Origin of the sequence: Rhodococcus sp. 05-2254-5 (assembly GCF_002258575.1) — a bacterium.
GTDB lineage: Bacteria > Actinomycetota > Actinomycetes > Mycobacteriales > Mycobacteriaceae > Rhodococcoides > Rhodococcoides fascians.
The window spans coordinates 102,957-124,721 of the sequence record NZ_NOZG01000006.1; the positions used below are offsets into that span (position 1 = coordinate 102,957).

Annotated in this window: 25 protein-coding genes; 16 read left to right on the top strand and 9 right to left on the bottom strand. The window is 65.2% G+C overall.

Annotated features, from left to right (window positions below):
- The first annotated feature begins 201 nt into the window (after positions 1–201).
- Positions 202–2,370 (top strand): N-acetylmuramoyl-L-alanine amidase, encoded by a 2,169-nt coding sequence (locus tag CH278_RS04555; RefSeq protein ID WP_094621293.1) that lies wholly within the window; start codon positions 202–204, stop codon positions 2,368–2,370.
- A 78-nt stretch (positions 2,371–2,448) separates the two neighbouring features.
- Here CH278_RS04555 and CH278_RS04560 read toward each other — a convergent pair whose 3' ends face one another.
- Positions 2,449–3,285 carry a Cof-type HAD-IIB family hydrolase gene (locus CH278_RS04560; RefSeq protein WP_027494821.1) on the bottom strand — a complete coding sequence of 279 codons (837 nt, stop codon included), beginning with the start codon at positions 3,283–3,285 and terminating at the stop codon, positions 2,449–2,451.
- Between the two features lie 75 nt (positions 3,286–3,360).
- Between CH278_RS04560 and CH278_RS04565 the strand changes: the two genes are divergently transcribed.
- Both CH278_RS04565 and msrA read left to right on the top strand, forming a co-directional pair.
- A complete protein-coding gene (locus CH278_RS04565) occupies positions 3,361–4,392 on the top strand; it encodes an NADP-dependent oxidoreductase (RefSeq protein WP_032392963.1) in 1,032 nt (343 codons plus the stop codon).
- Positions 4,393–4,447: 55 nt separating this feature from the next.
- Complete coding sequence (msrA, locus tag CH278_RS04570; RefSeq protein WP_027494823.1) at positions 4,448–4,960, top strand: peptide-methionine (S)-S-oxide reductase MsrA; 513 nt, start codon at positions 4,448–4,450, stop codon at positions 4,958–4,960.
- Between the two features lie 53 nt (positions 4,961–5,013).
- Here the strand turns inward: msrA and CH278_RS04575 are convergent, their stop codons facing one another.
- The gene (locus CH278_RS04575) at positions 5,014–6,060 is read right to left on the bottom strand and encodes an NAD(P)-dependent alcohol dehydrogenase (protein WP_032366747.1); all 1,047 of its coding nucleotides are present in this window, start codon (positions 6,058–6,060) and stop codon (positions 5,014–5,016) included.
- A gap of 94 nt (positions 6,061–6,154) precedes the next feature.
- Between CH278_RS04575 and CH278_RS04580 the strand changes: the two genes are divergently transcribed.
- From CH278_RS04580 to CH278_RS04605, 6 genes are all read left to right on the top strand, one after another.
- Positions 6,155–6,748 (top strand): TetR family transcriptional regulator, encoded by a 594-nt coding sequence (locus CH278_RS04580; RefSeq protein WP_032366746.1) that lies wholly within the window; start codon positions 6,155–6,157, stop codon positions 6,746–6,748.
- 51 nt (positions 6,749–6,799) lie between these two features.
- The gene (locus tag CH278_RS04585; RefSeq protein ID WP_373557319.1) at positions 6,800–8,098 is read left to right on the top strand and encodes a YhgE/Pip domain-containing protein; all 1,299 of its coding nucleotides are present in this window, start codon (positions 6,800–6,802) and stop codon (positions 8,096–8,098) included.
- A gap of 19 nt (positions 8,099–8,117) precedes the next feature.
- Positions 8,118–8,861 (top strand): CPBP family intramembrane glutamic endopeptidase, encoded by a 744-nt coding sequence (locus tag CH278_RS04590; RefSeq protein WP_027494825.1) that lies wholly within the window; start codon positions 8,118–8,120, stop codon positions 8,859–8,861.
- Between the two features lie 5 nt (positions 8,862–8,866).
- Entirely contained in the window at positions 8,867–9,460 is a 594-nt protein-coding gene (locus CH278_RS04595) for a DinB family protein (RefSeq protein ID WP_051365305.1), read from the top strand.
- Positions 9,461–9,853: 393 nt separating this feature from the next.
- Entirely contained in the window at positions 9,854–10,312 is a 459-nt protein-coding gene (locus CH278_RS04600; RefSeq protein WP_052053248.1) for a nitroreductase family deazaflavin-dependent oxidoreductase, read from the top strand.
- Between the two features lie 61 nt (positions 10,313–10,373).
- Complete coding sequence (locus CH278_RS04605; protein WP_027494828.1) at positions 10,374–11,207, top strand: LLM class F420-dependent oxidoreductase; 834 nt, start codon at positions 10,374–10,376, stop codon at positions 11,205–11,207.
- Positions 11,208–11,290: 83 nt separating this feature from the next.
- Here the strand turns inward: CH278_RS04605 and CH278_RS04610 are convergent, their stop codons facing one another.
- Positions 11,291–11,827: a hypothetical protein gene (locus tag CH278_RS04610; protein ID WP_143536212.1), complete on the bottom strand. Its 537-nt coding sequence runs from the start codon at positions 11,825–11,827 to the stop codon at positions 11,291–11,293.
- Between the two features lie 127 nt (positions 11,828–11,954).
- On the opposite strand from CH278_RS04610, the gene CH278_RS04615 reads away from it, so the two are divergent.
- Both CH278_RS04615 and CH278_RS04620 read left to right on the top strand, forming a co-directional pair.
- On the top strand, positions 11,955–12,638 hold the full coding sequence (locus CH278_RS04615) for a response regulator transcription factor (RefSeq protein ID WP_094621295.1): 684 nt from the start codon (positions 11,955–11,957) through the stop codon (positions 12,636–12,638).
- Positions 12,635–14,050 (top strand): sensor histidine kinase, encoded by a 1,416-nt coding sequence (locus CH278_RS04620; RefSeq protein WP_256991759.1) that lies wholly within the window; start codon positions 12,635–12,637, stop codon positions 14,048–14,050. Before CH278_RS04615 ends, CH278_RS04620 begins: the two co-directional genes overlap by 4 nt.
- 25 nt (positions 14,051–14,075) lie before the next feature.
- Here the strand turns inward: CH278_RS04620 and CH278_RS04625 are convergent, their stop codons facing one another.
- Positions 14,076–14,561 carry a GNAT family N-acetyltransferase gene (locus CH278_RS04625; RefSeq protein WP_094621297.1) on the bottom strand — a complete coding sequence of 162 codons (486 nt, stop codon included), beginning with the start codon at positions 14,559–14,561 and terminating at the stop codon, positions 14,076–14,078.
- 9 nt (positions 14,562–14,570) lie between these two features.
- A complete protein-coding gene (locus CH278_RS04630) occupies positions 14,571–15,311 on the bottom strand; it encodes a lysophospholipid acyltransferase family protein (protein WP_032371702.1) in 741 nt (246 codons plus the stop codon).
- Positions 15,312–15,411: 100 nt separating this feature from the next.
- Between CH278_RS04630 and CH278_RS04635 the strand changes: the two genes are divergently transcribed.
- Positions 15,412–16,302 (top strand): hypothetical protein, encoded by an 891-nt coding sequence (locus tag CH278_RS04635; RefSeq protein WP_143536213.1) that lies wholly within the window; start codon positions 15,412–15,414, stop codon positions 16,300–16,302.
- A 7-nt stretch (positions 16,303–16,309) separates the two neighbouring features.
- On the opposite strand, the gene serS is transcribed toward CH278_RS04635, so the two are convergent.
- Together serS and CH278_RS04645 are read right to left on the bottom strand one after the other, a co-directional pair.
- Entirely contained in the window at positions 16,310–17,563 is a 1,254-nt protein-coding gene (gene serS / locus CH278_RS04640) for a serine--tRNA ligase (protein WP_094621299.1), read from the bottom strand.
- An 11-nt stretch (positions 17,564–17,574) separates the two neighbouring features.
- Positions 17,575–17,967 (bottom strand): ankyrin repeat domain-containing protein, encoded by a 393-nt coding sequence (locus CH278_RS04645; RefSeq protein ID WP_032366735.1) that lies wholly within the window; start codon positions 17,965–17,967, stop codon positions 17,575–17,577.
- 34 nt (positions 17,968–18,001) lie between these two features.
- Between CH278_RS04645 and CH278_RS04650 the strand changes: the two genes are divergently transcribed.
- Together CH278_RS04650 and CH278_RS04655 are read left to right on the top strand one after the other, a co-directional pair.
- Complete coding sequence (locus tag CH278_RS04650) at positions 18,002–19,084, top strand: septum formation family protein (protein WP_032371706.1); 1,083 nt, start codon at positions 18,002–18,004, stop codon at positions 19,082–19,084.
- 13 nt (positions 19,085–19,097) lie between these two features.
- Positions 19,098–19,430, top strand: a complete 333-nt coding sequence (locus tag CH278_RS04655) for a metallopeptidase family protein (protein WP_027494838.1) — start codon at positions 19,098–19,100, stop codon at positions 19,428–19,430.
- Positions 19,431–19,560: 130 nt separating this feature from the next.
- Here CH278_RS04655 and CH278_RS04660 read toward each other — a convergent pair whose 3' ends face one another.
- Both CH278_RS04660 and CH278_RS04665 read right to left on the bottom strand, forming a co-directional pair.
- Positions 19,561–20,331: a CbtA family protein gene (locus CH278_RS04660; RefSeq protein ID WP_094621300.1), complete on the bottom strand. Its 771-nt coding sequence runs from the start codon at positions 20,329–20,331 to the stop codon at positions 19,561–19,563.
- A complete protein-coding gene (locus CH278_RS04665) occupies positions 20,322–20,516 on the bottom strand; it encodes a CbtB domain-containing protein (protein WP_027494840.1) in 195 nt (64 codons plus the stop codon). The genes CH278_RS04660 and CH278_RS04665 overlap by 10 nt, the downstream gene beginning before the upstream one ends.
- 248 nt (positions 20,517–20,764) lie before the next feature.
- On the opposite strand from CH278_RS04665, the gene CH278_RS04670 reads away from it, so the two are divergent.
- The gene (locus tag CH278_RS04670; protein WP_228139305.1) at positions 20,765–21,331 is read left to right on the top strand and encodes a histidine phosphatase family protein; all 567 of its coding nucleotides are present in this window, start codon (positions 20,765–20,767) and stop codon (positions 21,329–21,331) included.
- Positions 21,332–21,419: 88 nt separating this feature from the next.
- Positions 21,420–21,731, top strand: a complete 312-nt coding sequence (locus CH278_RS04675; RefSeq protein ID WP_027494842.1) for a PE family protein — start codon at positions 21,420–21,422, stop codon at positions 21,729–21,731.
- Positions 21,732–21,765: the final 34 nt, after the last annotated feature.

Below are 21,765 nucleotides of genomic sequence, written 5' to 3' on the forward strand. Positions count from 1 at the left end.
AAGGCGGGAGTGGAGCCTGCGGAATGACCCAGGAATGCAAGCCCCGACGCGCCGCGCCACTGGAACTTCCCGGCTGTGGCTAACTGTCAAGCTAAGGTTTAGCCTTGTGTCTGATGGGACTCATGTTGCTGATGTGAATGTTGTTGTTCAGCAGTGGGAGATTCTACGACGCGTACCTACCACCAACCAGGGAGTACCGCCTTGCCGAACCGTCGAACGAAGCCGTCGATCGTTCTCGGTGCTGTCGCACTACTCGCCGTCGCGACCCCGTTTGCGGTCGCAGGGCTGACAGACAGCACGACCACCGGAGTTCGACCGGCCAACGAGACAACCCCGGTCACCGTGCCGACGAAGATCGTCGAGACCGCGCTGAGCGCTGCGCCGGACATCGTCATTCCGCTGCAGGAGCTCACCGGCCTGCCGCTGCCCGATCTGCGGCTCTCCGATCTGAAATACCTGCCGCTGCCGGATTCCATCGTGATCCCGCCGATCGAGATTCCCGACATCCCGGGTCTCACGACGCCGGCTCCGGGTGGCGCAACCGCGCAGGCCCCGATCCCCAGGGTGGACGCCTCGGCACCGGTCAATCCTGAAGCGGCCGACCCCACCGGGCCGCCGCTCGGAGCCGCAGTCAAGGAAATCTCGCAGGACACCCCGTTCAGCATGGTGGCGTTGACCTCCGACCAGCTGAACGGCGCGAGCGCACAGGTTCGACGTCAGCTCGAGGACGGATCCTGGGGCCCGTGGCTGCAGACCGCACCGGTGGATACCACTGCGAGCGACGCCGTTCCCGCTGCGGAAAAGCAGGGCACCGAACCGATCTTCGTGGGACTCACCAAGGCCGTGCAGGTGCTGTTGACTCCGCTGACGAGCAGCGCTGCTCCCGAAAGCTTTGCAACGCCGCCGGTTCCGGAGGTCCCGGTGGTTCCGCTGCCTTCCGATGCCACGGCACCTGCACCTGCTCCCGCCGTTGCGGAGCAGCCTTTGGGCTACACACCCGCGTCGTCGAGCAAGCCGCTGCGCCAACAGGATCCGGCACCGATAGAGCCCGCTGCGCCCGACGCCGCTCCTGAGGTGTCGGCCGAGCAGTTGGCGTCGGCAGTGAGCGACATCAGCGCCGTGCTCATCACCCCCGGCACGTCCCCCGCCGATTCGGCGTTGAGCGACCTCGCTACTCCGGTGGCAGGCGATGCAGGTCCCAACGTCATCACCCGCGCCCAGTGGGGCGCTGACGAGTCGATCCGTTGCGCCAACCCGACAATCGACGATTTCATCGGCGGTGCCACCGTGCACCACACCGCAGGCAGCAACGACTACTCGAAGTCCGAATCGGCCGAGATCGTCCGCGCCATCTACGCCTACCACGCACAGACTCTGGGCTGGTGCGACATCGGCTACAACGCACTCGTCGACAAGTACGGCCAGATCTTCGAGGGTCGCGCCGGCGGCTTGGACAAGCCGGTCCAGGGTGCGCACGCCGGTGGATTCAACGAGAACACCGTCGGAGTGGCCATGATGGGCGACTACTCCACTCAGGATCCGTCGCAGGAGACCGTCGATTCGGTCGGCAAGTTCCTCGGCTGGCGACTCGGCAAGGCCGGTCTGGATCCCAAGGGGACCACGACGATGACCTCCGAGGGAACGGATTTCACGTTCATCGGCAAAGGCAAGAGCGTCGACCTGCCGGTGATCTTCGGTCACCGCGACGTCGGCAACACCGAATGCCCCGGTGACGCCGGATACGCCAGGCTCGGGGAGATCCGCGACATCGCGGCCGCGAACCTCGGCGGTGGCGGCGACGTCACACCGGCAGCACCCGAGACCGCGCCCGATGCCACCGCACCGGATACCGCGGTGACCGACCCGGCACCGTCACGACCGGGCACGGACGTCAGTTCGACTCTGGGCGAGAACATCCCGGCCCTGGTCGCAGAATTGCAGCGCCTGGCGTCGACGAGTCCCGTCGCGCAGAAGTGGTTGTCCTCGGGCGGCGAAACCGGCGCTCTCGGCGTACCGGTCAGCGGCCTGGTTCAGGTCAGCGGCGGCCGCGAGAAGGCTCAGTTCCAGAACGGCGAGATCATCACCAACATGGCCGGCCAGGCCGTGGCCGTCATCGGCAAGATCTTCCAGCAGTACCTGCAGCAGGGCGGTGTCGACGGCGTCCTCGGTCTGCCGCTCACCGACGAGTTCAAGGTGCCGGAGGGCTTCCGAACGGACTTCGAGAACGGTTCGCTCATCTTCAATGAGCTCACCGGCATCGTGACCACGGTGATCAAGACGTACAACGACACCTACAACGCAGAAATGCAGAAGCCGGTCGCCGCGCCGGTGGAGCCGGCACCTGTCGCCGAGCCCGCTCCGGCGGGTTGAGTTTCGACAGTCGACAAGGGCCGAGTCACCGTGGTGACTCGGCCCTTGTCGTGTTCGATGCGCCGCTATACCAGCGAATCACCACCAGCGTTCGAGTACCTGCGCCACTCCGTCGTCTGCGTTGGTGACGGTCACTTCGTCCGCGGCGGCGACGGCAGCCGGATGCGCGTTGCCCATGGCGACGCCCAGGCCGACCATCGACAGCATCGGGACGTCGTTGGGCATGTCCCCGAAGGCGACGATGTCGGCGACGTCCACGGACAGGGTCTCGGCGACCTTCGCCAGGCCCGACGCCTTCGTGACGCCCGGGGCCGACAGTTCGATGAGCCCGTTGTCGGTGGAGAAGGTCAGGTCGGCGCGGCCGGAGATCAGCGGCGAGAGAATGTTTGCCATATGGCCGCTGGTCGATCCCGACAGCCGTATCAGCAGCTTCACCGCGGGGACGTCGACGACGTCGTCCTCGGACATCTCGACGTTGTCGGGATTGAGCCACGCGTGCTCGTAGCCGGGCGAGCTGACGAACTGCGGCGTCGCCGCGTCGTGCGCCGATCGGCCGACGCGCTCGGCGGCGAGACCGCAGCCGGGTAGCGCGCGGTATGCGACGTCGGCCAGCCACTGCAACGTCTCGACATCGAGGGTCTCCGCACTGAGCACGCGATCGGTGGCCGCGTCGTAGATGACCGCACCGTTGGCGCACACCGACATCGGCGCGTATCCGAGACCGTCGACGACGGGGTGGATCCACCGCGGCGGCCTACCGGTGGACAGCACGAACGGCACTCCGTCCGCTACGACGGCTGCGACAGCTCGCTTGGTGCGTTCACTGACACGTTCGTGCTGGTCGAGCAGGGTCCCGTCGACATCGCTGGCGACGAGGCGAGGGGCGAGGCGGGTGGTGTTCGGCGCGTTGGTCATCGTGACGTCATTCTGCCCTAGTGTCGAAGGACCCTGTTTTCGACATGCACGTCTTCGATGTGGAAGGAACGGTAGATGACATCCGTGAACCGTCAGATCCGCTTGGCTCAGCGGCCCGTGGGGCGTCCCGACGAGTCGACGTGGGATCTCACCGAGGAACCCATCCCCACCCCGGGCGACGGCGAATTCGTCGTCACCGTCGACTACGTCTCCCTCGATCCCGCCATGCGCGGTTGGCTCAACGATGCGCGCTCGTATGTGCCTCCCGTCGGCATCGGTGAGGTGATGCGTGCTCATGCCGTCGGCCGCGTCCTCGAGTCCCGGCATCCGGATTACGCTGTGGGCGAGGTTGTTTCGGGCTCGTTCGGCGTCACCGAGCATGCGATCTCGGACGGGTCGGGAGTGCAGAAGGTCGACGAATCGATCGCACCGGCACCCACGTGGCTCGGTGCCCTCGGCTTCCCAGGATTGACGGCCTACTTCGGGTTGATGGACGTCGGAAAGCTGACCGAGGGCGATACCGTCGTCATCTCCGGGGCTGCCGGAGCCGTCGGCAGCATTGGCGGTCAGATCGCGAAGGCCAAGGGGGCCACCGTGATCGGGATTGCCGGCGGACCCGAGAAATGCGCCTGGCTCACCGAGGAGCTGGGCTTCGACGCGGCGATCGACTACAAGAACGAGTCGGTGTACAAGGCCCTCAAGGCCGCTGCACCGAAGGGCATCGACGTCTATTTCGACAACGTCGGCGGCGAGATTCTCGATGCGGCGCTCTCGCGCCTGCGTAAGGGTGCGCGAGTGGTGTTGTGCGGGGCCATCTCCGGCTACAACGCCACCGAACCGCAGCCCGGACCCGCGCACTACCTGTCCCTGCTGATCAACCGTGCGTCGATGACCGGGTTCATCATCTTCGACTATCTCGATCGCTACCAGGAAGGCGTCGACGCTCTGTCGGAGTTGCTCACCAGCGGCAAGATGACCGCGCGCGAGCAGATCGAGATCGGCGGAATCACGGCGTTCGGATCGACGCTCAACCTGTTGTTCGACGGTGCCAATACCGGCAAACTCGTCCTGGAGGTCGGCGAACGCACCCACGATTCGGAATTATGAGGACAACTCGTTCGTTGAACCCCACGTATCGCTCGATAGAGAACTAGGAGAGCACATGTCTGCAGCCACCGAAACCGCCATTCTCGCCGGAGGATGCTTCTGGGGAGCCGAGGAGCTCGTCCGCAAGCTGCCCGGGGTGGTCTCCACTCGCGTCGGCTACACCGGCGGCGAAGTCCCCAACGCGACGTACCGCAACCACGGCAACCATGCCGAGGGCCTCGAAGTGATCTATGACCCCACCCAGACGTCGTACCGGGATCTGCTGGAGTTCTTCTTCCAGATTCACGACCCGACCACGAAGAATCGTCAGGGCAACGACATCGGAGCCAGCTATCGCTCGGCCATCTTCTACCTGAACGACGAGCAGAAGCGCGTGGCCGAGGACACGATCGCCGATGTCGACGCGTCGGGCCTGTGGCCGGGCAAGGTCGTCACCGAGGTGACCCCGGCAGGAGATTTCTGGGAAGCCGAGCCCGAGCACCAGGACTACCTGCAGAAGTACCCCGAGGGCTACACCTGCCACTGGGTTCGCCCGGACTGGAAGCTGCCGCGTCGCGCAACCGCCTAGGAGCGGCTGCGCCGCATGTGCATGGAACTTCGTAGCCTGCTACGAAGTTCCACTCACATGGGTAGGGCAGCCAGGTCCGACATATCGAGTACGAACCTGTACCGAACGTCGTTGGCTGCCAACCGATCGAAAGCCTCGTTCACTCGAGCGGACGGCATCGTCTCCACCTCGGCGACGATGCCGTGTTCGCCACAAAAATCAAGCAATTCCTGGGTGTATCGGCGTCCACCACTGCCCGCCGACGCCAGACTCTTCCGGCCGATCAGTAAATCCAGGAAATCGACCGTCGTCGAGCCGAGATAGCCCACTGTGCAGAGCGTTCCGTCGAGTGCGAGGCAACGTAGGTACGGCGCGAGATCGTGCTCGACGGGCACGCAGTCGATGATCAGATCGAGACCACCTGCCAGTGCGTTCATCGCGGCGTCGTCGGTCGAGACGACCACGTGATGAGCACCCAGCTCCTTCGCGTCGGCGGCTTTGCCTGCACTGGTGGTGAATACGGTGACCTCCGCCCCGAGTGCGCGGCCCAGCTTGACCGCCAGATGGCCGAGCCCGCCGATTCCGGCCACCCCCAACCTCACGCCGGGGCCGACGTTCCAGCGGCGCAACGGCTCCCACACGGTGATGCCGGCACACATCAGGGGTGCCACTGCCGCTGGGTCGAGGTTCTCCGGGCGGTGGTAGACGAACCGATCGCGAACCACGTATTCGTCGGAATACGCACCGCGAGTGGTAATTCCATCGTGTCTGTCGCGCCCTCCATAGGTCAGGGTCGGGAACTCTCGACAGAAATTTTCCTGACCCACCGTGCACATATCGCACCGCCCGCACGAGTCGACGATGTTTCCGACGGCCACCGCATCGCCGACGGCAAAATCCGTGACTCCGGGACCGATCTCGGTCACCTCCCCGACGAACTCGTGCCCGGGCACCACAGGGAAGTCACCGGGATTCCGCGTCGAGTGCAGATCGGTGTGGCACACCCCGCAGTACGTCACCCGAACGGCAACGTCGTCGTCGCGAAGATCCCGCCGGTCGAATGTCCACCGCTCGAGTGCCGCGGTCTCGTCGACGGCTCTGTATCCGGTAGCTGTCCGCATGTTCGTATCCCTTCAGAAATAACCAACTGGTTGGAAACGGTAGCGGGTCGTGGGACAGTTTTCAACCAACCAGTTGGAAATGTATGGTTCTCGCATGGGCAATTCGACGGCTACCCGAGCTCGGCTGCTGGCCGCCGCCACCGAGGAGTTCGCGACGCACGGCATCGCCGGAGCACGAGTGGACCGAATCGCGGCGACGGCCGCATCGAACAAATCGTTGATCTACAGCTACTTCGGCAACAAGGACACCTTGTTCGACACCGCCTTCGACACGCGAGTCGACACCGATATCGAGAACATCGCCTTCACTCCCGGCGACCTGCCCGGGTACGCGATGAAGCTCTACGACATGTACCTCGGCGACCCCACGCTGGTACGTCTGCTGACGTGGGCCCGGCTGGAGCGAACCCCGACCGGGCCGCTGTTCGACCGCAGACCCGGACACGACGATGAGAAATTCGTCATGATCGCCGAGGCTCAACGCGCCGGGCTGCTCGTGGACGACGTAGACCCCGCGGATATCTGGTCGATGCTGATCGCGTTGGCCGGCACGTGGGCTCAGGCGGCGATCATTCACACCGCCGACCGTAGTGAGCCCGAGACGGACCACGACCGACGCCGGGCCGCCCTCGCCGCCACCGTCCGGCGTGCATTCTGCCGACCTGTCCAGAAGGGCGGGACTTCCTAGCAGGGGTCGAACTACCGCGCACATGGGAGCCGAACTTGCGACACTGATCCGGTGACACCCGACAGAACCCCTCGGTCGATGGCCGACGTCCTTCGTTCGCCGCGCTTCTGGCTCGCTCCGATCCTTGTCGTCTCGACCCTCATGTCGTTTCTCGCGGCCCTGTATCTGGGCGGTGTTCTCGATCCACGGGGCAACTTGCACGATCTGCCCATTGCGATCGTCAACCAGGACGAGGGCGACACCCTCGCGGGTGAGCAACGCAATATCGGCAACGACATCGTCGACGGATTGATTCAGAACGTCGATTCCGAGAAGGTCGCTTTCCGCGAGGTAGGCCCGGCGCAGGCCGAATCGTTGCTGTCCACGGCCGAGGTCTACGGCTCCATCGTCATCCCCAGTGATTTCACCAAGAGAATGGGAATCCTGGCCGAGGGCAGCATCGTTCCCGGTGATATCGAGAAGCCGATCATCACCGTCTACACCAATCCGCGGGCGGGTAGCTTCGGAATGTCGCTCGTGACCGGAGTGGCCACTCCTGCATTCGAATCGGTGAATCAGACCGTGGGCCAACAGATCACCGATCAGGTTCGCCAGCAGCTCGGCGACACTCCCCTGGCGGGCGCGAGCGCTCTGACGTTGGCGCAGCCGATCAATGTGATTGTTGCCCAGCACGATCCACTGCCCGACGGTACCGGCGGTGGCCTGTCTGCGTTCTACTACGCGCTACTGCTCGTCCTGGCGGGATTCACCGGTGCGACCATCGTCAGCACCCTCGTCGACGGCTTGTTGGGGTTCACTCCAACCGAAATCGGCCCGAAGTACATCCACCGCGGACCCACCCGGATCAGCCGGTTCCAGACGCTGTTGGTCAAGTGGCTGGTGATGTTCGTTCTGGCCATGCTCGTATCCGCCCTGTACCTACTGATCAGCCACTTGCTGAGCATGCCCATCACCCATGCGTGGACCCTGTGGATGTACGGCGCGTTCGCGATCACCGCCGTCGGATTCACGGCGCTGGCGGTGATGTCCGCATTCGGCACAGCAGGGTTGCTGGTCAACTTGGTCGTCTTCATCATCCTGGCCCTGCCGTCCTCGGGTGGCACGATTCCTCTCGAGGCGAGCCCGCCGATTTTCACGTGGCTGGCCCAGTTCGAGCCGATGCATCAGATTTTCCTCGGCACCCGATCGATCCTGTACTTCAACGCCTCGCCCGACGCCGGCCTGCTGCATTCGGTGGGTATGACGTCCCTCGGGCTGCTCATCGGGCTCGTGTTCGGCCTGGTGTTCACCCTTCTCTACGACCGTAAGGGCCTCGACAGAAGCCTCGATTCTCCGGGTGTCATCAGCTGACGCCGGTACACTCGATCCAATGCTTGCCGTCAATCCAGCCGGGAGCGTGGCACCCCGACGGGCCGTCCGCGCCTATCTCGACGTCGCCATCGTCGTTCTCGTCCTCGTGGGCACCAACCTCATCGCACACTTCACCACGGTGTGGGCGAGTATCGCGACGGTTCCGATCGCCGCCGTTCTCCTGGTGATCCTGTCGAACCGTCGCGGACTCGGATGGGCCGAGCTGGGACTGTCACCCAAGCAGTGGAAGACGGGTTCGCTCTACGCACTCGGTGCCGTCGGCATCGTCCTGACCGTCATCGCCATCGGTGCATTGCTACCGATGACGCGGCCCTTCTTCATGGCCGATCGCTATGCCACCATCTCTGCGGCGCTGGTCGCCTCGATGATCGTCATTCCGCTGCAGACGGTCATCCCGGAAGAACTCGCGTTCCGTGGGGTGCTACACGGCACGTTGGGCCGCATCTACGGTGCACGCGGAGTCTTCGCGGCAGGGTCCCTGCTCTTCGGTCTGTGGCACATCGCATCCTCGCTCGGCCTGACCGCCGGGAACGTGGGACTCAGCGGATTTCTCGGCGGCGGGCTGTTCGGGCAAATCGTCGGGATCGCGCTCGCAGTCGTCGCGACCGCCGCCGCCGGGGTCGTCTTCACCTGGCTGCGCAGCCGAAGCGGGAGTCTCATCGCACCCATCGCCCTGCACTGGTCGTTGAACGGACTCGGCGCACTGGCCGCAGCCCTCGTGTGGCACGCATCGACGAGCTGAACGACATGAAAGACGAGCTGCACCAATACCTTCGGATCGCTCGCCAGAACATGCTGTGGAAGCTCGACGGCCTCACCGAATACCAGAAGCGCCGACCGATGACGCCGACGGGAACCAACCTCTTGGGGTTGGTCAAACACCTCGCCATCGTCGAATACGGCTACTTCGGCCTCACGTTCGGTCGCGAATTTCCAGCTCGTTTCGCGGAATTGGAAGCAGAGGGCATGGCCCGGCTGAATTCCGACATGTGGGCCACCGCCGAAGAATCGTCGGAATCCATTGTCGCCCTGTACCGCGAGGCGTGGACGTATGCCGACAAGACCATCGATTCACTCGACCTGGATGCAGCGGGACGCGTCCTGCACTGGCCTGCGGACAAACAAGAAGTGACGTTGCATCGCGTACTGGTGCATCTGTGCATCGAAACGAATCGACATGCCGGACACGCAGACATACTGCGCGAATTGATCGACAACTCCGTCGGACTGCGCCTCGGCAACGAGAACATGGCCGACGGCGACGCAGCATGGTGGGCAGAGTACCGATCCGAGTTGGAAACCGTTGCTCTAGAGGCTGATCAAGCCCGTCCCGCCGACTGAGCCATTTTCGGCTCGACGGCTATTTTCGCGGTGTACCTGTCCAACCGCGATCGATGACCCGATTCAGCGCGACGACAGCCTGCGCGGAAATCCCGGGCAGTGATCACTGTCCGTCTACCGTTCTTTTTCTCGATTCTCACGGCCTTCCCGGAGCGCAGCTTCGATACCGGTGTCGCCCCTGCTATCGAAGCGAAGACCCCAGCCTGCCCGATCGCGCATCGGATGCACGTCCGACACGGATGTACCCCAAAATGTCTTCGGCAATAATCTGCGCCCGCGGCCAACCACGCGTTGCCCACGCATCGATGCCACGATCCCCGGTGTGGAAGGGGGTGGAATTACCAGGAGAGGGGCAAAGTTTCGGTGAGCGAGACGTGTCAGGAATTTCCGGCCATGGCGATTGTTGGCGCCCACGTGCTTAACAACGAGACCGCCACCGAAACCGAGCTGAGCCCCAAGTCCTGGGTCCGCGAGCTGACCGAGCAGATTCTCGAGCAGGGCACCACCGAGGGGGCCGAGTATCAGGGTCTGCCTGTCGTGCTGTTCACGATCACCGGGGCGAAGTCCGGCAAGAAGCGGTACGTGCCCTTGATGCGCGTCGAAGCCGACGGCAAGTACGCCATGGTCGGTTCCAACGGTGCCGGTGCCACGAACCCGTCGTGGTACTACAACATCAAGGCAAACCCCACCGTCACGGTGCAAGACGGGACGAAGGTTCTCACCCTCCAGGCCCGCGAGCTCGACGGGGCCGAGCGCGAGAAATGGTGGACGCTAGCCGTCGAGTCCTTCGCTCAGTACGCCGAATTCCAGTCCCAGACAGACCGGCAACTCCCCGTCTTCATCCTGGAGTGACCCCGGCTGTGATCCCACTTCACGCCCCGTGCACGGGCGACACCCGACGTTAGGAACAGCCTTGAAAATCGGAATCTCCACCTTCGTCACCGACGACGGGATCGACCCGGTGTCGCTGGCTCGCGCCATCGAGGAGCGTGGATTCGACTCGCTGGTTGTTGCCGAGCACACTCACATCCCAGCCAGTAGGGAGACGGCGTTTCCCACCGGCGAAGAGATGCCCGACTTCTACTATCGGACGCTCGACCCCTTCGTCACTCTGGCAGCGGCCGCAGCGGTGACATCGAAGATCGAGCTGGTCACCGGTATCACCTTGCTCATTCAGCGTGATCCCATCACCACTGCAAAAGAATCCGCCAGTATCGACCTGATCTCACGGGGCCGGTTCGTATTCGGCGTGGGAGCGGGTTGGCTCCTCGAGGAGATCCGCAACCACGGCACCGACCCGAAGACACGGGGTGCACTGTTGGACGAGCAGATCGAAGCAATCAAAGCCCTGTGGACGAACGAGCCGGCCGAGTATCACGGCAAGCACGTCGATATCGAACCCTCCTACCTCCGTCCCAAGCCGGTGCAGACACCGCACCCCCCGATATTCATCGGCGGTGCCTCCGATGCGACGGTGAAGCGCGTCATCCGGCACGACGCCGGGTGGATAGCCAACCCACAGCCCGTCGATGTCATGTCCGCGCGCATCGATGCGATGCGCGAAGGACTCGGGCACGACGTTCCGTTGCTACAGTTCGGCACCCCCGCGGATCCCGAGTACTGGCACGCCTGCGAAGAGTTGGGATTCGGGCAGCTTGCGCTCATGCTGCCCACCGCGCCGCACGACGAATCGTTGAAAATCCTCGACGAGTACGCCGCGCTGGCGTCCGCGTACCGCGGGAGATAAAACCCTCGGCGCGTTCGGAAGTCGCGCCTCCGCCCGCACCGGTCCCCGCACCGATCCGGTGCGGGGACCGACCGAGCTTGCGTTCAGGAACCGGACGGCGCTGCCGGCGGTGCGGGAGGCGTCGCTCCGTCTTCTGGTGCGCACACCGCTCCCGGGCCACCTGCGCCCGGCCCACCCTTACCCGGACCACCATCGGCCGGTCCGCCCTTGCCCGGACCACCCGCGGGCGGGGCAGGCGGAGTTGCGCCGTCACCCGGTGCCGGTGGTGTTGCGCCATCACCCGGTGGGGTCGGAACTGCGGGAACCGTCGATCCGTCACCGGAATCCGTCGCCTCGGGCCTTGCCGGTACAGCAGGCACGTCCGACCCGCCGCCGCCATCGGTTCGCTGTCCGAGGGCAGACGACGACGCCACGGTCGACACGCCTGGCGAGACGTCGGGTCCGGCGGCTGCGAACACCGCCGCCGTCACCAGCGCTCCGACGGCAAGACCCGCTGCTGCGGTCGCTGCCAGCGGTACCCGTCCCTTCCACCGCTTGGGCTTGCTCTCCCGAGTTGCCTGGGCGCTCGGGGTGGGCTCGGGGTTCGATGCGGCGGGAATCGGTTGGGTCTGATCGTTCACGTTCACTCCTTGTTCGGACTGCGTCGTTCGTTTCGGTCTGTCACCGACACTGCCGCCGTTAGCTGAAGTCACCCTGAAGCTGGGCGCATCTTCAGGATCACTTCAGCTGGTGGGTGACAATCGAGGCATGACTTATAGTTCCGCTCCCCGGGTGATGGTGGTGGAGGATTCGTTACCCATCAGGGAAGCGCTGGTGGCCGCGTTCGAGGACGCGGGTTTCACCGCCGTGTCCCTGCCCGACGGCGACGACTTCGAGCCCACGATGGCAGGCTTTCGTCCCGATGTGGTGATCCTCGACGTCATGCTGCCCGGTGCACGGGACGGGTTCGATCTCATCGACGTAGTCCGGCAGAGCAGCGACGCGGGCATCATCATGGTCACCGCGAAAGATCAGCTGGCCGACCGATTGCGGGGCCTAAGCGACGGCGCTGACGACTACGTGGTCAAGCCTTTCCAACTCGACGAGGTGGTCGCCCGCGCCAAATCCGTGCTGCGGCGTCGTGGTCGTTCTTCCGACGCGGTCCAGGTCGGTGATCTACTGGTCGACGAGCCCGCCGGAGTGGTCACTCGGGCAGGTCAGGTTCTCGATCTGACGGCAACGGAGCTCCGCTTGGCCACGTTCCTCGTCGCACAACGCGGACGTACTGTCTCCAAAACCTCTATCCTGGAATCGGTCTGGGGCTACGGCGCGTACGACGGGAACCTGGTGGAAGTTCACATCAGTGCGTTGCGTCGCAAGATGGAAGCGCATGGGCCGCGGTTGATTCATACCGTCCGCGGCTTGGGTTATGCATTGCGGGCTCCGCAGTGAAGCGGACGCCGACCCCGTCGCTTCGGATGCGGGTGGTCGCCACCGTCGTCGTGTTGTTCGCGGCACTGCTGGTGATTGTCGGATCGTCGGTGGATGTCGTTCTGGGTCAACAGCTTCGGCGTGATCTGGAAGCGCGGTTGTCGGACCGGGCAACTCGGGCTGTCGAGCTCGTGGAGAGCGGCGTCGGGCCCGGGGATCTGGTACAGGCCCTGCAGGGCGACGCCATCCGAGTTCGGGTCACCGCTGCGGACGGCACGGTGTACGGCGCTCCCGGCAGCGGACCGCCTGGCCCGGACATCCGGCCTGCCACCCCGGCTCCGCCTGCGGGCCAGTCGCGAACTCCGAGTCCCCCTGGTCCGCCGGATCCTCCTGCGCCCCCGTCCGATTCGTTCGAGATCACCGAACCGTTGCCCGACGGTTCGACGCTGTCTCTCCTCGGCGATACCACCGCCATCGCCGATGTTCGGCGACAACTGCGCATCCTCATGCTGGTAGCGGGTGCCGTGACGCTGCTACTGGCCGCCGCTGCGCTGACCTTTGCCGTGCGGCGAGCACTGTCCCCGCTGGACTCGATGACATCGGTCGCGCGCCGAATAACCAACGGCGACAGGGGTAGACGTCTGCTTCCCACCAAACCGAACACCGACCTCGGCCGTACTGCCTCGGCCGTGGACGAGATGCTCGACGCCCTCGAGGACGCCGAGCGTCGCGAGGCCTCGGCCGCACGGGCAGCCCGCCTCGCCGAGGAGGACATGCGACGCTTTCTGGCCGACGCCGCACACGAGCTGCGCACTCCCGTCGCCGGGATCTCGGCGTTGGCGCAGTCGCTGCAGCGCGACGCCGAGCATCGCCCCGATCGAGTCGCGCGCTGGAGCGAGTTGCTGGTCGGGGAATCGAGCAGGGCGTCACGCTTGGTGGGCGACATGCTCGATTCCGTCCGTGCGGAGAGCACGTCGGATCTCGATGCAACCGATATCGATCTCGTCGAGATCACCCGGCGCACAGTGGAGCGAGCAGCGCTGCTGATGCCGGACATTCGGTTCGATGTCGATGCGGCGCAACCGGTTCCGGTTCGAGTGGACGTCGGACGCATCGAACAGATTCTGTCGAACGTACTCGACAATGCCGGTCGTTTCACCCCGTCCGGCGGCACGATTCGGGTAGCGGTCGGCAGGGACACCCACGCATTCATCACCGTGGACGACGAAGGACCGGGTGTCGCGGAGGCAGACCGTGAGCGCATCTTCGAACGGCTCGTCAGGCTGAACTCCGCCCGTGACCGAGCGTCCGGCGGCGTCGGGCTGGGGCTGTCGATCGCTCGAACACTGGCGCGCGCCCACGGCGGCGAACTCGTCTGCCTCACAGGGCCTTCGGGCGCGCGATTCCGGCTGACTCTCCCCCTGAACGCGTGAACACCTGAAATCCCGAACATGTCAGCTACTCGACGATCAAGTCCATCAGCAGGCTGTCGTGCCAGCCGTCCGGCCCCTTCTCGTACTTGCGCATGATCCCGACGGGCTCGAAACCGACTGCGCTGTAACAGGCTATGGCCACTGCGTTGTCGGCGGCGGGATCGATCACCAGGCGGTGATGACCGAGACCGACTGTCAGGTAGCGCACCAGCGTGCCTACCGCGTCCTTTCCGACGCCGCGGCCGTGTACAGCCGGATCGAGGAAGATGTCGATCGACGCGTGCCGGTACATCGGGTCGGTCTCTTCGCCGTACTGGATCAAACCGACTGTCGCGGAGTCCAATTCGACAACCAGGCGGGTCTCTTCAGGGTTGTCGAACGGCCAGGTCTCGTCGGCGTCCTCGTCACCCCAGCGCGCATGCACCTCGGGGGTGTGCAGTATTCGGCGTAGCTCCGGCACGTCCTCGGCGGTGATCGGCCGCAACACGACCCGTTCACCGCGGAGGTTCATGCCCGCCGACTACTCGACGCGCTTGGCTGCGCGCGCCGCCAGATCCTGGGCGTCGAGCTTGTCGGCTTCCTCCAGGGTCGGGGCACTGCCACCGAGTCGGGCCGGAACCCAGTACGCGCCGGGCTCGTGGTGGTAGCCCTCCTGAAGCTCGAGCAGCATCTTCTGCATGACCGACCGCAGCTTGTCGGTCAGTTCGTTCGGCGGCCCGACCGGCGCAATCGGTTCACCGACGGCAATGGAGATCGGAGTGTTGGTGCGGCCCAGTCGCTTCGGGTAGCCCTTGGTCCACACTCGCTGCGCACCCCAGATGACCGTTGGGATGATGGGGACGCCGGCCTCGATGGCCATACGCGCTGCGCCGGACTTGAATTCCTTGATCTCGAAGCTCCGGCTGATGGTGGCTTCGGGATACACGCCGACGAGTTCGCCCTTGCGCAGACTGTCGACGGCCGCCTTGTACGACTGCGCACCGGCACCGCGGTCGACGGGGATGTGCTTGAGTGCGCGCATGATGGGGCCGGAGATCTTGTTGTCGAAGACTTCCTTCTTGGCCATGAAGCGGATGTAGCGCTTCACTCGCCGCGGCGGCAACCCGGCGTAGGTGAAATCCATGTATCCGGTGTGGTTGACGGCGATGACCGCTCCACCGGTAGCAGGGATGTGGTCCTCGCCCTCGACCTCGAACTTCAGGCCCTCGAACGCGAACACTGTGCGAGCGATGCCGATGACTGATCGGTAGACGGGTTCCACAGTCGGTTAGCGTAGTCGGTGGACGGGGTCGGAGAAAGGTCCGGCCAGGAGCGCGGTCGGGTCGTGCGCAGTTCGAGAAGCTACGGGGGAGAGAATTCACGTGAAGAACAGAGCGGCTTCACCGCGGCGCAGCCGAGTCTGCCGAACCGCGCTGCCGCTGATAGCGATGATTGCGCTGGTCGGTGCCTGCGATTCCGCGGTCGGGATCCCATCCGATCAGGCCGCAGCCCCGTCCAGCGGCAGTGCCGAGTCCACCGCCGAGTCCGCGAATGCCGCCGGGTCGAGCGCCCCTGAACCGACGATCACCACCACCCCGGCACCGCCGCCCATCCCACCGGGTCCGCCCGTCGGCGAAGCCCCCGGAAATCCTGCGGCCGCCGCGGCACTACGGCCGTTCGTCAACGATCTCACCGGCGGCGGAATAGGTGTCGTCACCGCGAGGTGCTGGACTGTGCCGCCGACCGACATTCCGACGATGTACTTCGACACCGGCGCCATCCTCGCGGCGGTGGCGGCTCCCGCGGTCGACGGTCAGTACGCGGTGACGTGGACCGGACCCACGGCAACGGTCGCCATCAAACGCAGCGAGATCGCGTCGGGCTACGCCTGCCCTACCGTCTATCCCACCGGCACGACGCCGGTCTTCGACGCGACGGACGCGGTCTACACCGTCGATCGCTATCTGGGACGCATCGCCGGTATCCCCGTCAATCGGGGCGACGTCGAAGAGAGCTACCCGCTGGTGTGCGACAGCCGCGGCACGTGGGATCCGAACGGCACCGGGTCTCCCACTGCCCCACCTCTGGCCGAGAATCCGGCAATTCTGCCGAGCATCACCTCGTTCGATCCCGACAGTGTGTTCGTGACGGCCCAGAACGGCGTCTACACGCAGGTCAATGCCGACATCATCGACGCCTCGGGGGTGTACCAGAACCGCACGTTCCTGCTGGCGATCGGCGGCGAGGGCTACTGCATCGGCGACATCGCCTGATCCTGAATTACTTCAGGACATCGGTCCCGACGAAGGGCACGAGGGCCTCGGGAACTCGGACGGTGCCGTCGGCCTGCTGGTGGTTTTCGAGGATCGCCACGATCCACCGCGTGGTGGCGAGGGTGCCGTTGAGGGTGGCGGCGGTCTGAGGCTTGCCGTTCTCGTCGCGGTATCGCACGCCGAGGCGTCGGGCCTGGAAGGTCGTGCAGTTCGAGGTCGAGGTGAGCTCGCGGTATGCCTGCTGCGTGGGGACCCATGCTTCGCAGTCGAACTTGCGAGCGGCCGACGACCCGAGGTCTCCGCCTGCGGTGTCGATGACGCGGTAGGGCAATTCGACTGCGGCGAGCATTTCCTCCTCGTACTGCAGCAGCTTCCGGTGCTCGGCCGCCGCGTCCTCGGGCTTGATGTACGAGAACATCTCGATCTTGTCGAACTGATGGACGCGGATGATGCCGCGGGTGTCCTTGCCGTAGCTGCCCGCTTCACGACGGAAGCACGACGACCAACCGGCGTAGCGCTTGGGGCCGTCGGCGAGGTCGATGATCTCGCCCGAGTGGTAGCCGGCGAGAGCAACTTCGGAGGTTCCGACGAGGTAGAGGTCGTCGGCTTCGAGGCGGTAGATCTCGTCTGCGTGTGCTCCGAGGAAGCCGGTTCCCGACATGATCTCCGGCCGCACGAGAACCGGCGGGATCATCATGGTGAACCCGTTCTTGACGGCCTTCTGCGCGGCGAGCTGAAGCAGCCCCTGCTGCAGCAACGCGCCGTAGCCGGTCATGAAGTAGAAGCGTGAGCCCGACACCTTGGCTCCGCGTTCCATGTCGATCAGGTTCAGCGACTCGCCGAGTTCCAGGTGATCCTTGGGCTCGAAGTCGAACTCGGGGACGTCGCCGACGGTCTCGAGCAGCACGAAGTCGTCCTCGCCGCCCGCGGGCGTTCCCTCCTCGACGATGTTGGAGATCGCCCGGTGAGCCGTGTCGAGAGCTGCGTCGGCCTCGGCCTCGGCTGCCTGGGCCGCCTTGACCTTCGCGGCCAGTTCCGATGCCCCGGCCAGCAGCGCGGGACGGTCCTCGGCCGAAGCCTTGCCGACCTTCTTGCCCAGCGCCTTCTGCTCGGCACGCAACTGATCCCCGGCCAACACAGCGGCGCGGCGGGAGGCGTCGGCGTCCAGAAGAGCGTCGACGAGAGCGGGGTCCTCGCCTCGGGTGCGCTGCGAGGCGCGCACTGCGTCGGGGTTCTCGCGAAGCAATTTCAGGTCGATCACGAGAGCAAACCTTACTTGCCGAGCAAGCCCAGGTAGTCCTCGCGTCCGAACATCGTGGCTGCGTCGATCGCCGACGGGTGGCCGCCGTGTGGGTCGGCTCCGCCGTCGACGAGCAGCCGCACCACCTCGTCCTCGCCTTTGAACACAGCGCCCGCGAGTGGGCTCTGACCCTTGTCGTTGGCCTTGTTCACATCGGCACCGCGTTCGACCAGCACCCGTACCGCATCGGCGTGACCGTGATAGGCGGCCAACATGAGCAGGGTGTCCCCCGACTCGTTGTGCAGATTCACCGGAACTCCGGCGTCGACGTAACTCGCCAGACCGACGGCGTCACCGGTACGTGCCATTGCGAACAGTCGACCGGCCAGCTCACTGAGGTCGTCGTCACCCGTTGGGTCGCTCATGTCGACCGAACATACTCGGGCATGATGGAGGGCGATGTCCGCTACAGAACCAGACCCCACGACGAGCGAGAGTCGGAGAACTCTCTCGGCCACCACTGCTCGACGCGGCCTCGCCATGGTGGCCGTCGGTGCAGTCCTGGCCGCGGGGGCAACAGTGTTCCTGTCCGGCGGATTCTCGACTCCCGAGAAGATCACCACGCATTCGACGGCCAGTGGCCCCGCCACCGCAGGCCCGGTGTCCGCGAAGTCCTTCGGTGCCGCCGACCCGGGCGTGTGCCTGCAGTGGACGCCCACCGACGATCCCGAGACCGATCGTCAGGACCTCAGCGAAGTGCCGTGCGCCGACGCCCACCGCTTCGAGGTGGCCCGCGACATCGACATGAGCGTCTACCCCGGTATCGAATTCGGCCCCGGCGCGCCGTACCCGGGAGCGCTGCGCTTCGGTGAACTGCGCGACGAGCACTGCACCGCCGCCGTCGACGGCTACGTCGGTGCCAAGTTCGACCCGAACGGCCGCTACGGCGTCGGCCTGATGTTCCCCAGCCAGGCCGGATGGGCCAAGGGCGAGCGCACGCTGCGGTGCGGTGTGCAGATGCCGTCGAACACCGGTGCGCTGCTCGAGATGACCGGCTCGATCCTCGACGAGGACCAGTCCAAGGTGTGGCCGACGGGCACGTGCATCGGAATCAACCAGAACGTGCCTGCCGACCCGGTGGAATGCTCGACTCCCCACGCGTTCGAGGTGGCCTCGGTGATCAACCTCACGCAGCAGTTCCCCGGCGGGCATCCGTCGGAAGGCGACCAGGACGCATATCTGGAGAAGACCTGCACCGACGCCGTCAACGGATACCTCGGCTCGGAGAACGCGCTGCGGGACAAAACTCTGACGTTGTTCTGGGACACCATCGACGTCTCGAGCTGGCTCGCCGGCAGCCGTCAGGTGACCTGCTCGGTGGGCAAGGAACTCGACTCCGGCGGATTCGCGACCATCGTCGGCAGCGCGAAGGGCGACATCCTCATCAACGGTGCCGCGCCCGTGCCGCCGCCCGCAGCCCCCGACGGCCGCGCCCTCCCGACCCCACTGCCCGGTGCTGCTCCGATCACCACCGGAGGCTGACATCCCCACGCACATGACCCGCGTCGACTTCGAGGAAGCGGTGTCCGACGCTCTCGACACACTGCCGCGAGAACTCACCGACTTCATGAACAACGTGGTCGTCCTCGTCGAGGAAGAACACCCCACCGAGGACATCCTCGGGTTGTACGAGGGAATCGCGTTGACCGAACGTTACGAATACAGCGGACACTTGCCCGACGTCATCACGATCTACCGCAAACCGATCCTCGACATGGTCGACGACGAACACGAGGCTCGACGCGAAATCGCCATCACCGTCGCCCACGAAATCGGCCATCACTTCGGCATCGACGACGAACGCCTGCATCAACTGGGATTCGGCTGATCGCACTCGCCCCCGATCGCCACCCCCACCCCCGTAATGCCACCCCCGGTTGGGATCAATGCGGGTTTCAGTCGGTCAGACTGCAACAAAGGCGCATTGATCCCAACCTGGGGGGGCGGGCAAAACAGGGTTAAGCCGAGACAGCCTCTCGACGAACCGGCCGCACCGCGCGGTCGGTCAGGAACGCGAATCCCAGTCCCAGAGCCAGCCACAGGGTTGCCTGCGTGGCCAGTGACGAGAGTCGGAATTCCCACAGCAGGGTCGCCGGGAAGTCCGAACCCACTTCGTTCACACCCGGTAGAAGTGCGTAGCCCACAGCGACGATCACGAGGAACGCCACCGTCGGAGCACCGACGCGAACCGCCACCGACGACTGCGACGCCACCGCCTTCGCCACGTAGATCGCGGCGCCCACGGCCAGCAGACCGAGAATCACCGACGCCAACCACAGCCAGGTGCGCTGGGTGATCGTCTCCGGGTCTCCGACGGCCGGTGGGTTTGCCGGGTACTTGAAGAACGGCACCGCTTCGATTGCCAGCCATCCGGCCCCGGCTCCGAGGAGCGCGAGGATCGAGCCCGGGAGCGAGCTGAACCGTCGGGCATAGTGCAGTACCGACGCGAAGATCGCGCCGAGTGCGAGTCCGGCGAGTCCGGTGGCGAGGAACAGTCCGACGCGTTGCCCGTCGCGACTGACGAGGGCGTCCTCGTCTCCGTGCGAGTGCGCAGCAGTCGCATCGGAGTCGGCGTGGTGTGCCTCGCCTGCTGCTTCTTCGATGGAGATGGCCGAATCGACGTGCGGCTCACCGATGACGAAGGCAACTCCGCCGGCGAGCAGTCCCGCGACGAGACCGGCGAGCAGACCTCGCACCAGCAACTGAACGAATGTCCCGGTCAGTGGCATGGCAGGCCCAGCAGGTGGCGGCCGTCGTGCATCAGTTCGTGCATGTACATGCCACTACGCGAGATCGCGCCCTGGTCGAATCCGACGAGGTAGAGCACAACGAATGCAAGCAGTATCGTCGCGGCGACGATGACGGCGAGGGCCGCCGATTCCGTCGTGTTGCTGGGTGCATGAAGTATTGCCATGGGGGTGTCCTCCTGGGATTGTGCGTCCCGTAGTCCCTTCGGAGTCGAAGGGACGGCCATGCGATGTACGAGTTTTCTGGCTCTCGAATTCGGACATCTGCCCGACGTCGATCACAGTGGCGCAACCGTTCCGGATTTTCACCGGATTACCTGCGTACATCGCGTCTTACCTGCGCACTGTGGCACCGCGTTCGACTCCGTGTCAATCACTGTCCTCGAAGAACACCGTCCGATGCCACAATGACGCGGTGACTGCGCCTGCGACCCGCCTGACGTTGGTGAGCCACGCCAGAACCGATGCGATGCGCTCGGGCCGCTTCCCTGCCGACGAGCCACTCGACGAGGCGGGTGTGCGCGCACTCGCCGAGGTGACCGACTTTCCGCGTGCGGACCGCGTGGTGTCCGGCCCGGAGCTGCGGTCCCGATCCACTGCCGAGATCTTCGGCACCGACGTCGCCATCGAACCCGCGTTGGCCGATGTCGCGTACGGCCGGTGGTCCGGTCTCGAGATGACCGATCTGCCCGACGCCGACGCGATGGCCTGGCTCGGCGACCCGGCATTCACACCGCCGGGCGGTGAATCTCTGGACGCGTTGTTCGCTCGCGTCGAGGCGTGGCTCGACGAGGTCGGTTCGACGCCGGGCCGCACGCTGGCCGTGACCGCACCCGCAGTGATCCGGGCCGCGGTCGTGCTGGTGCTGGCGGCACCGGTCAGCTCGTTCTGGCGGGTCGACGTCGCACCGTTGACGCGCACCTCGATCCATCGCCGAGGGTCGCTGTGGACGATGGATTCGGTGGCGCAGAAGTCTCTCTGAATTCTTTCCGGCATCGATGGAACCGATCCGGGCACGGCGGCGTCCTACCTACCGACAGCCCAGTTCGTCGATCGCAGGGAGCGTGCTCATGACCGTCATCAAAGTCGATCCGGTGGCTCTGCAGCTCGCTGCCTCGGAACTCGATGCGGTCGCTGCCCGATTGCAGGCCGCCGTCACTGCGACGGCGCTTCCTGTTCGGCCGCTACCGCCGGGCACCGACGAGGTGTCGCTCTTGACCGATCGCTTCTTCGCCACCGCGGCCGATACCTTCGGCCCTGCTGCAGCACAAGGCATTTCGGAGCTACACCGGGCCGCCGAGGAACTGCGCAAGCAGGCCGCGGACTACCTGGCGACCGACGACGACACCGCCGGGGGCCTGCCGGGGCTCGCCGGCATCTGACGCACTCATCGACCGGCAGCGGTTTCGAAAACGA

What these genes read in the sequence shown, in the direction of transcription:
- CH278_RS04560 (WP_027494821.1), bottom strand. Translation starts at nt 3,285, where the DNA reads ATGACCAACGCGCCGAACACCACCCGCCTCGCCCCTCGCCTCGTCGCC.
- CH278_RS04565 (WP_032392963.1), top strand. Translation starts at nt 3,361, where the DNA reads ATGACATCCGTGAACCGTCAGATCCGCTTGGCTCAGCGGCCCGTGGGG.
- msrA (WP_027494823.1), top strand. Translation starts at nt 4,448, where the DNA reads ATGTCTGCAGCCACCGAAACCGCCATTCTCGCCGGAGGATGCTTCTGG.
- CH278_RS04575 (WP_032366747.1), bottom strand. Translation starts at nt 6,060, where the DNA reads ATGCGGACAGCTACCGGATACAGAGCCGTCGACGAGACCGCGGCACTC.
- CH278_RS04580 (WP_032366746.1), top strand. Translation starts at nt 6,155, where the DNA reads ATGGGCAATTCGACGGCTACCCGAGCTCGGCTGCTGGCCGCCGCCACC.
- CH278_RS04590 (WP_027494825.1), top strand. Translation starts at nt 8,118, where the DNA reads ATGCTTGCCGTCAATCCAGCCGGGAGCGTGGCACCCCGACGGGCCGTC.
- CH278_RS04595 (WP_051365305.1), top strand. Translation starts at nt 8,867, where the DNA reads ATGAAAGACGAGCTGCACCAATACCTTCGGATCGCTCGCCAGAACATG.
- CH278_RS04600 (WP_052053248.1), top strand. Translation starts at nt 9,854, where the DNA reads ATGGCGATTGTTGGCGCCCACGTGCTTAACAACGAGACCGCCACCGAA.
- CH278_RS04615 (WP_094621295.1), top strand. Translation starts at nt 11,955, where the DNA reads ATGACTTATAGTTCCGCTCCCCGGGTGATGGTGGTGGAGGATTCGTTA.
- CH278_RS04625 (WP_094621297.1), bottom strand. Translation starts at nt 14,561, where the DNA reads ATGAACCTCCGCGGTGAACGGGTCGTGTTGCGGCCGATCACCGCCGAG.
- CH278_RS04645 (WP_032366735.1), bottom strand. Translation starts at nt 17,967, where the DNA reads ATGAGCGACCCAACGGGTGACGACGACCTCAGTGAGCTGGCCGGTCGA.
- CH278_RS04650 (WP_032371706.1), top strand. Translation starts at nt 18,002, where the DNA reads ATGTCCGCTACAGAACCAGACCCCACGACGAGCGAGAGTCGGAGAACT.
- CH278_RS04655 (WP_027494838.1), top strand. Translation starts at nt 19,098, where the DNA reads ATGACCCGCGTCGACTTCGAGGAAGCGGTGTCCGACGCTCTCGACACA.
- CH278_RS04660 (WP_094621300.1), bottom strand. Translation starts at nt 20,331, where the DNA reads ATGCCACTGACCGGGACATTCGTTCAGTTGCTGGTGCGAGGTCTGCTC.
- CH278_RS04665 (WP_027494840.1), bottom strand. Translation starts at nt 20,516, where the DNA reads ATGGCAATACTTCATGCACCCAGCAACACGACGGAATCGGCGGCCCTC.
- CH278_RS04675 (WP_027494842.1), top strand. Translation starts at nt 21,420, where the DNA reads ATGACCGTCATCAAAGTCGATCCGGTGGCTCTGCAGCTCGCTGCCTCG.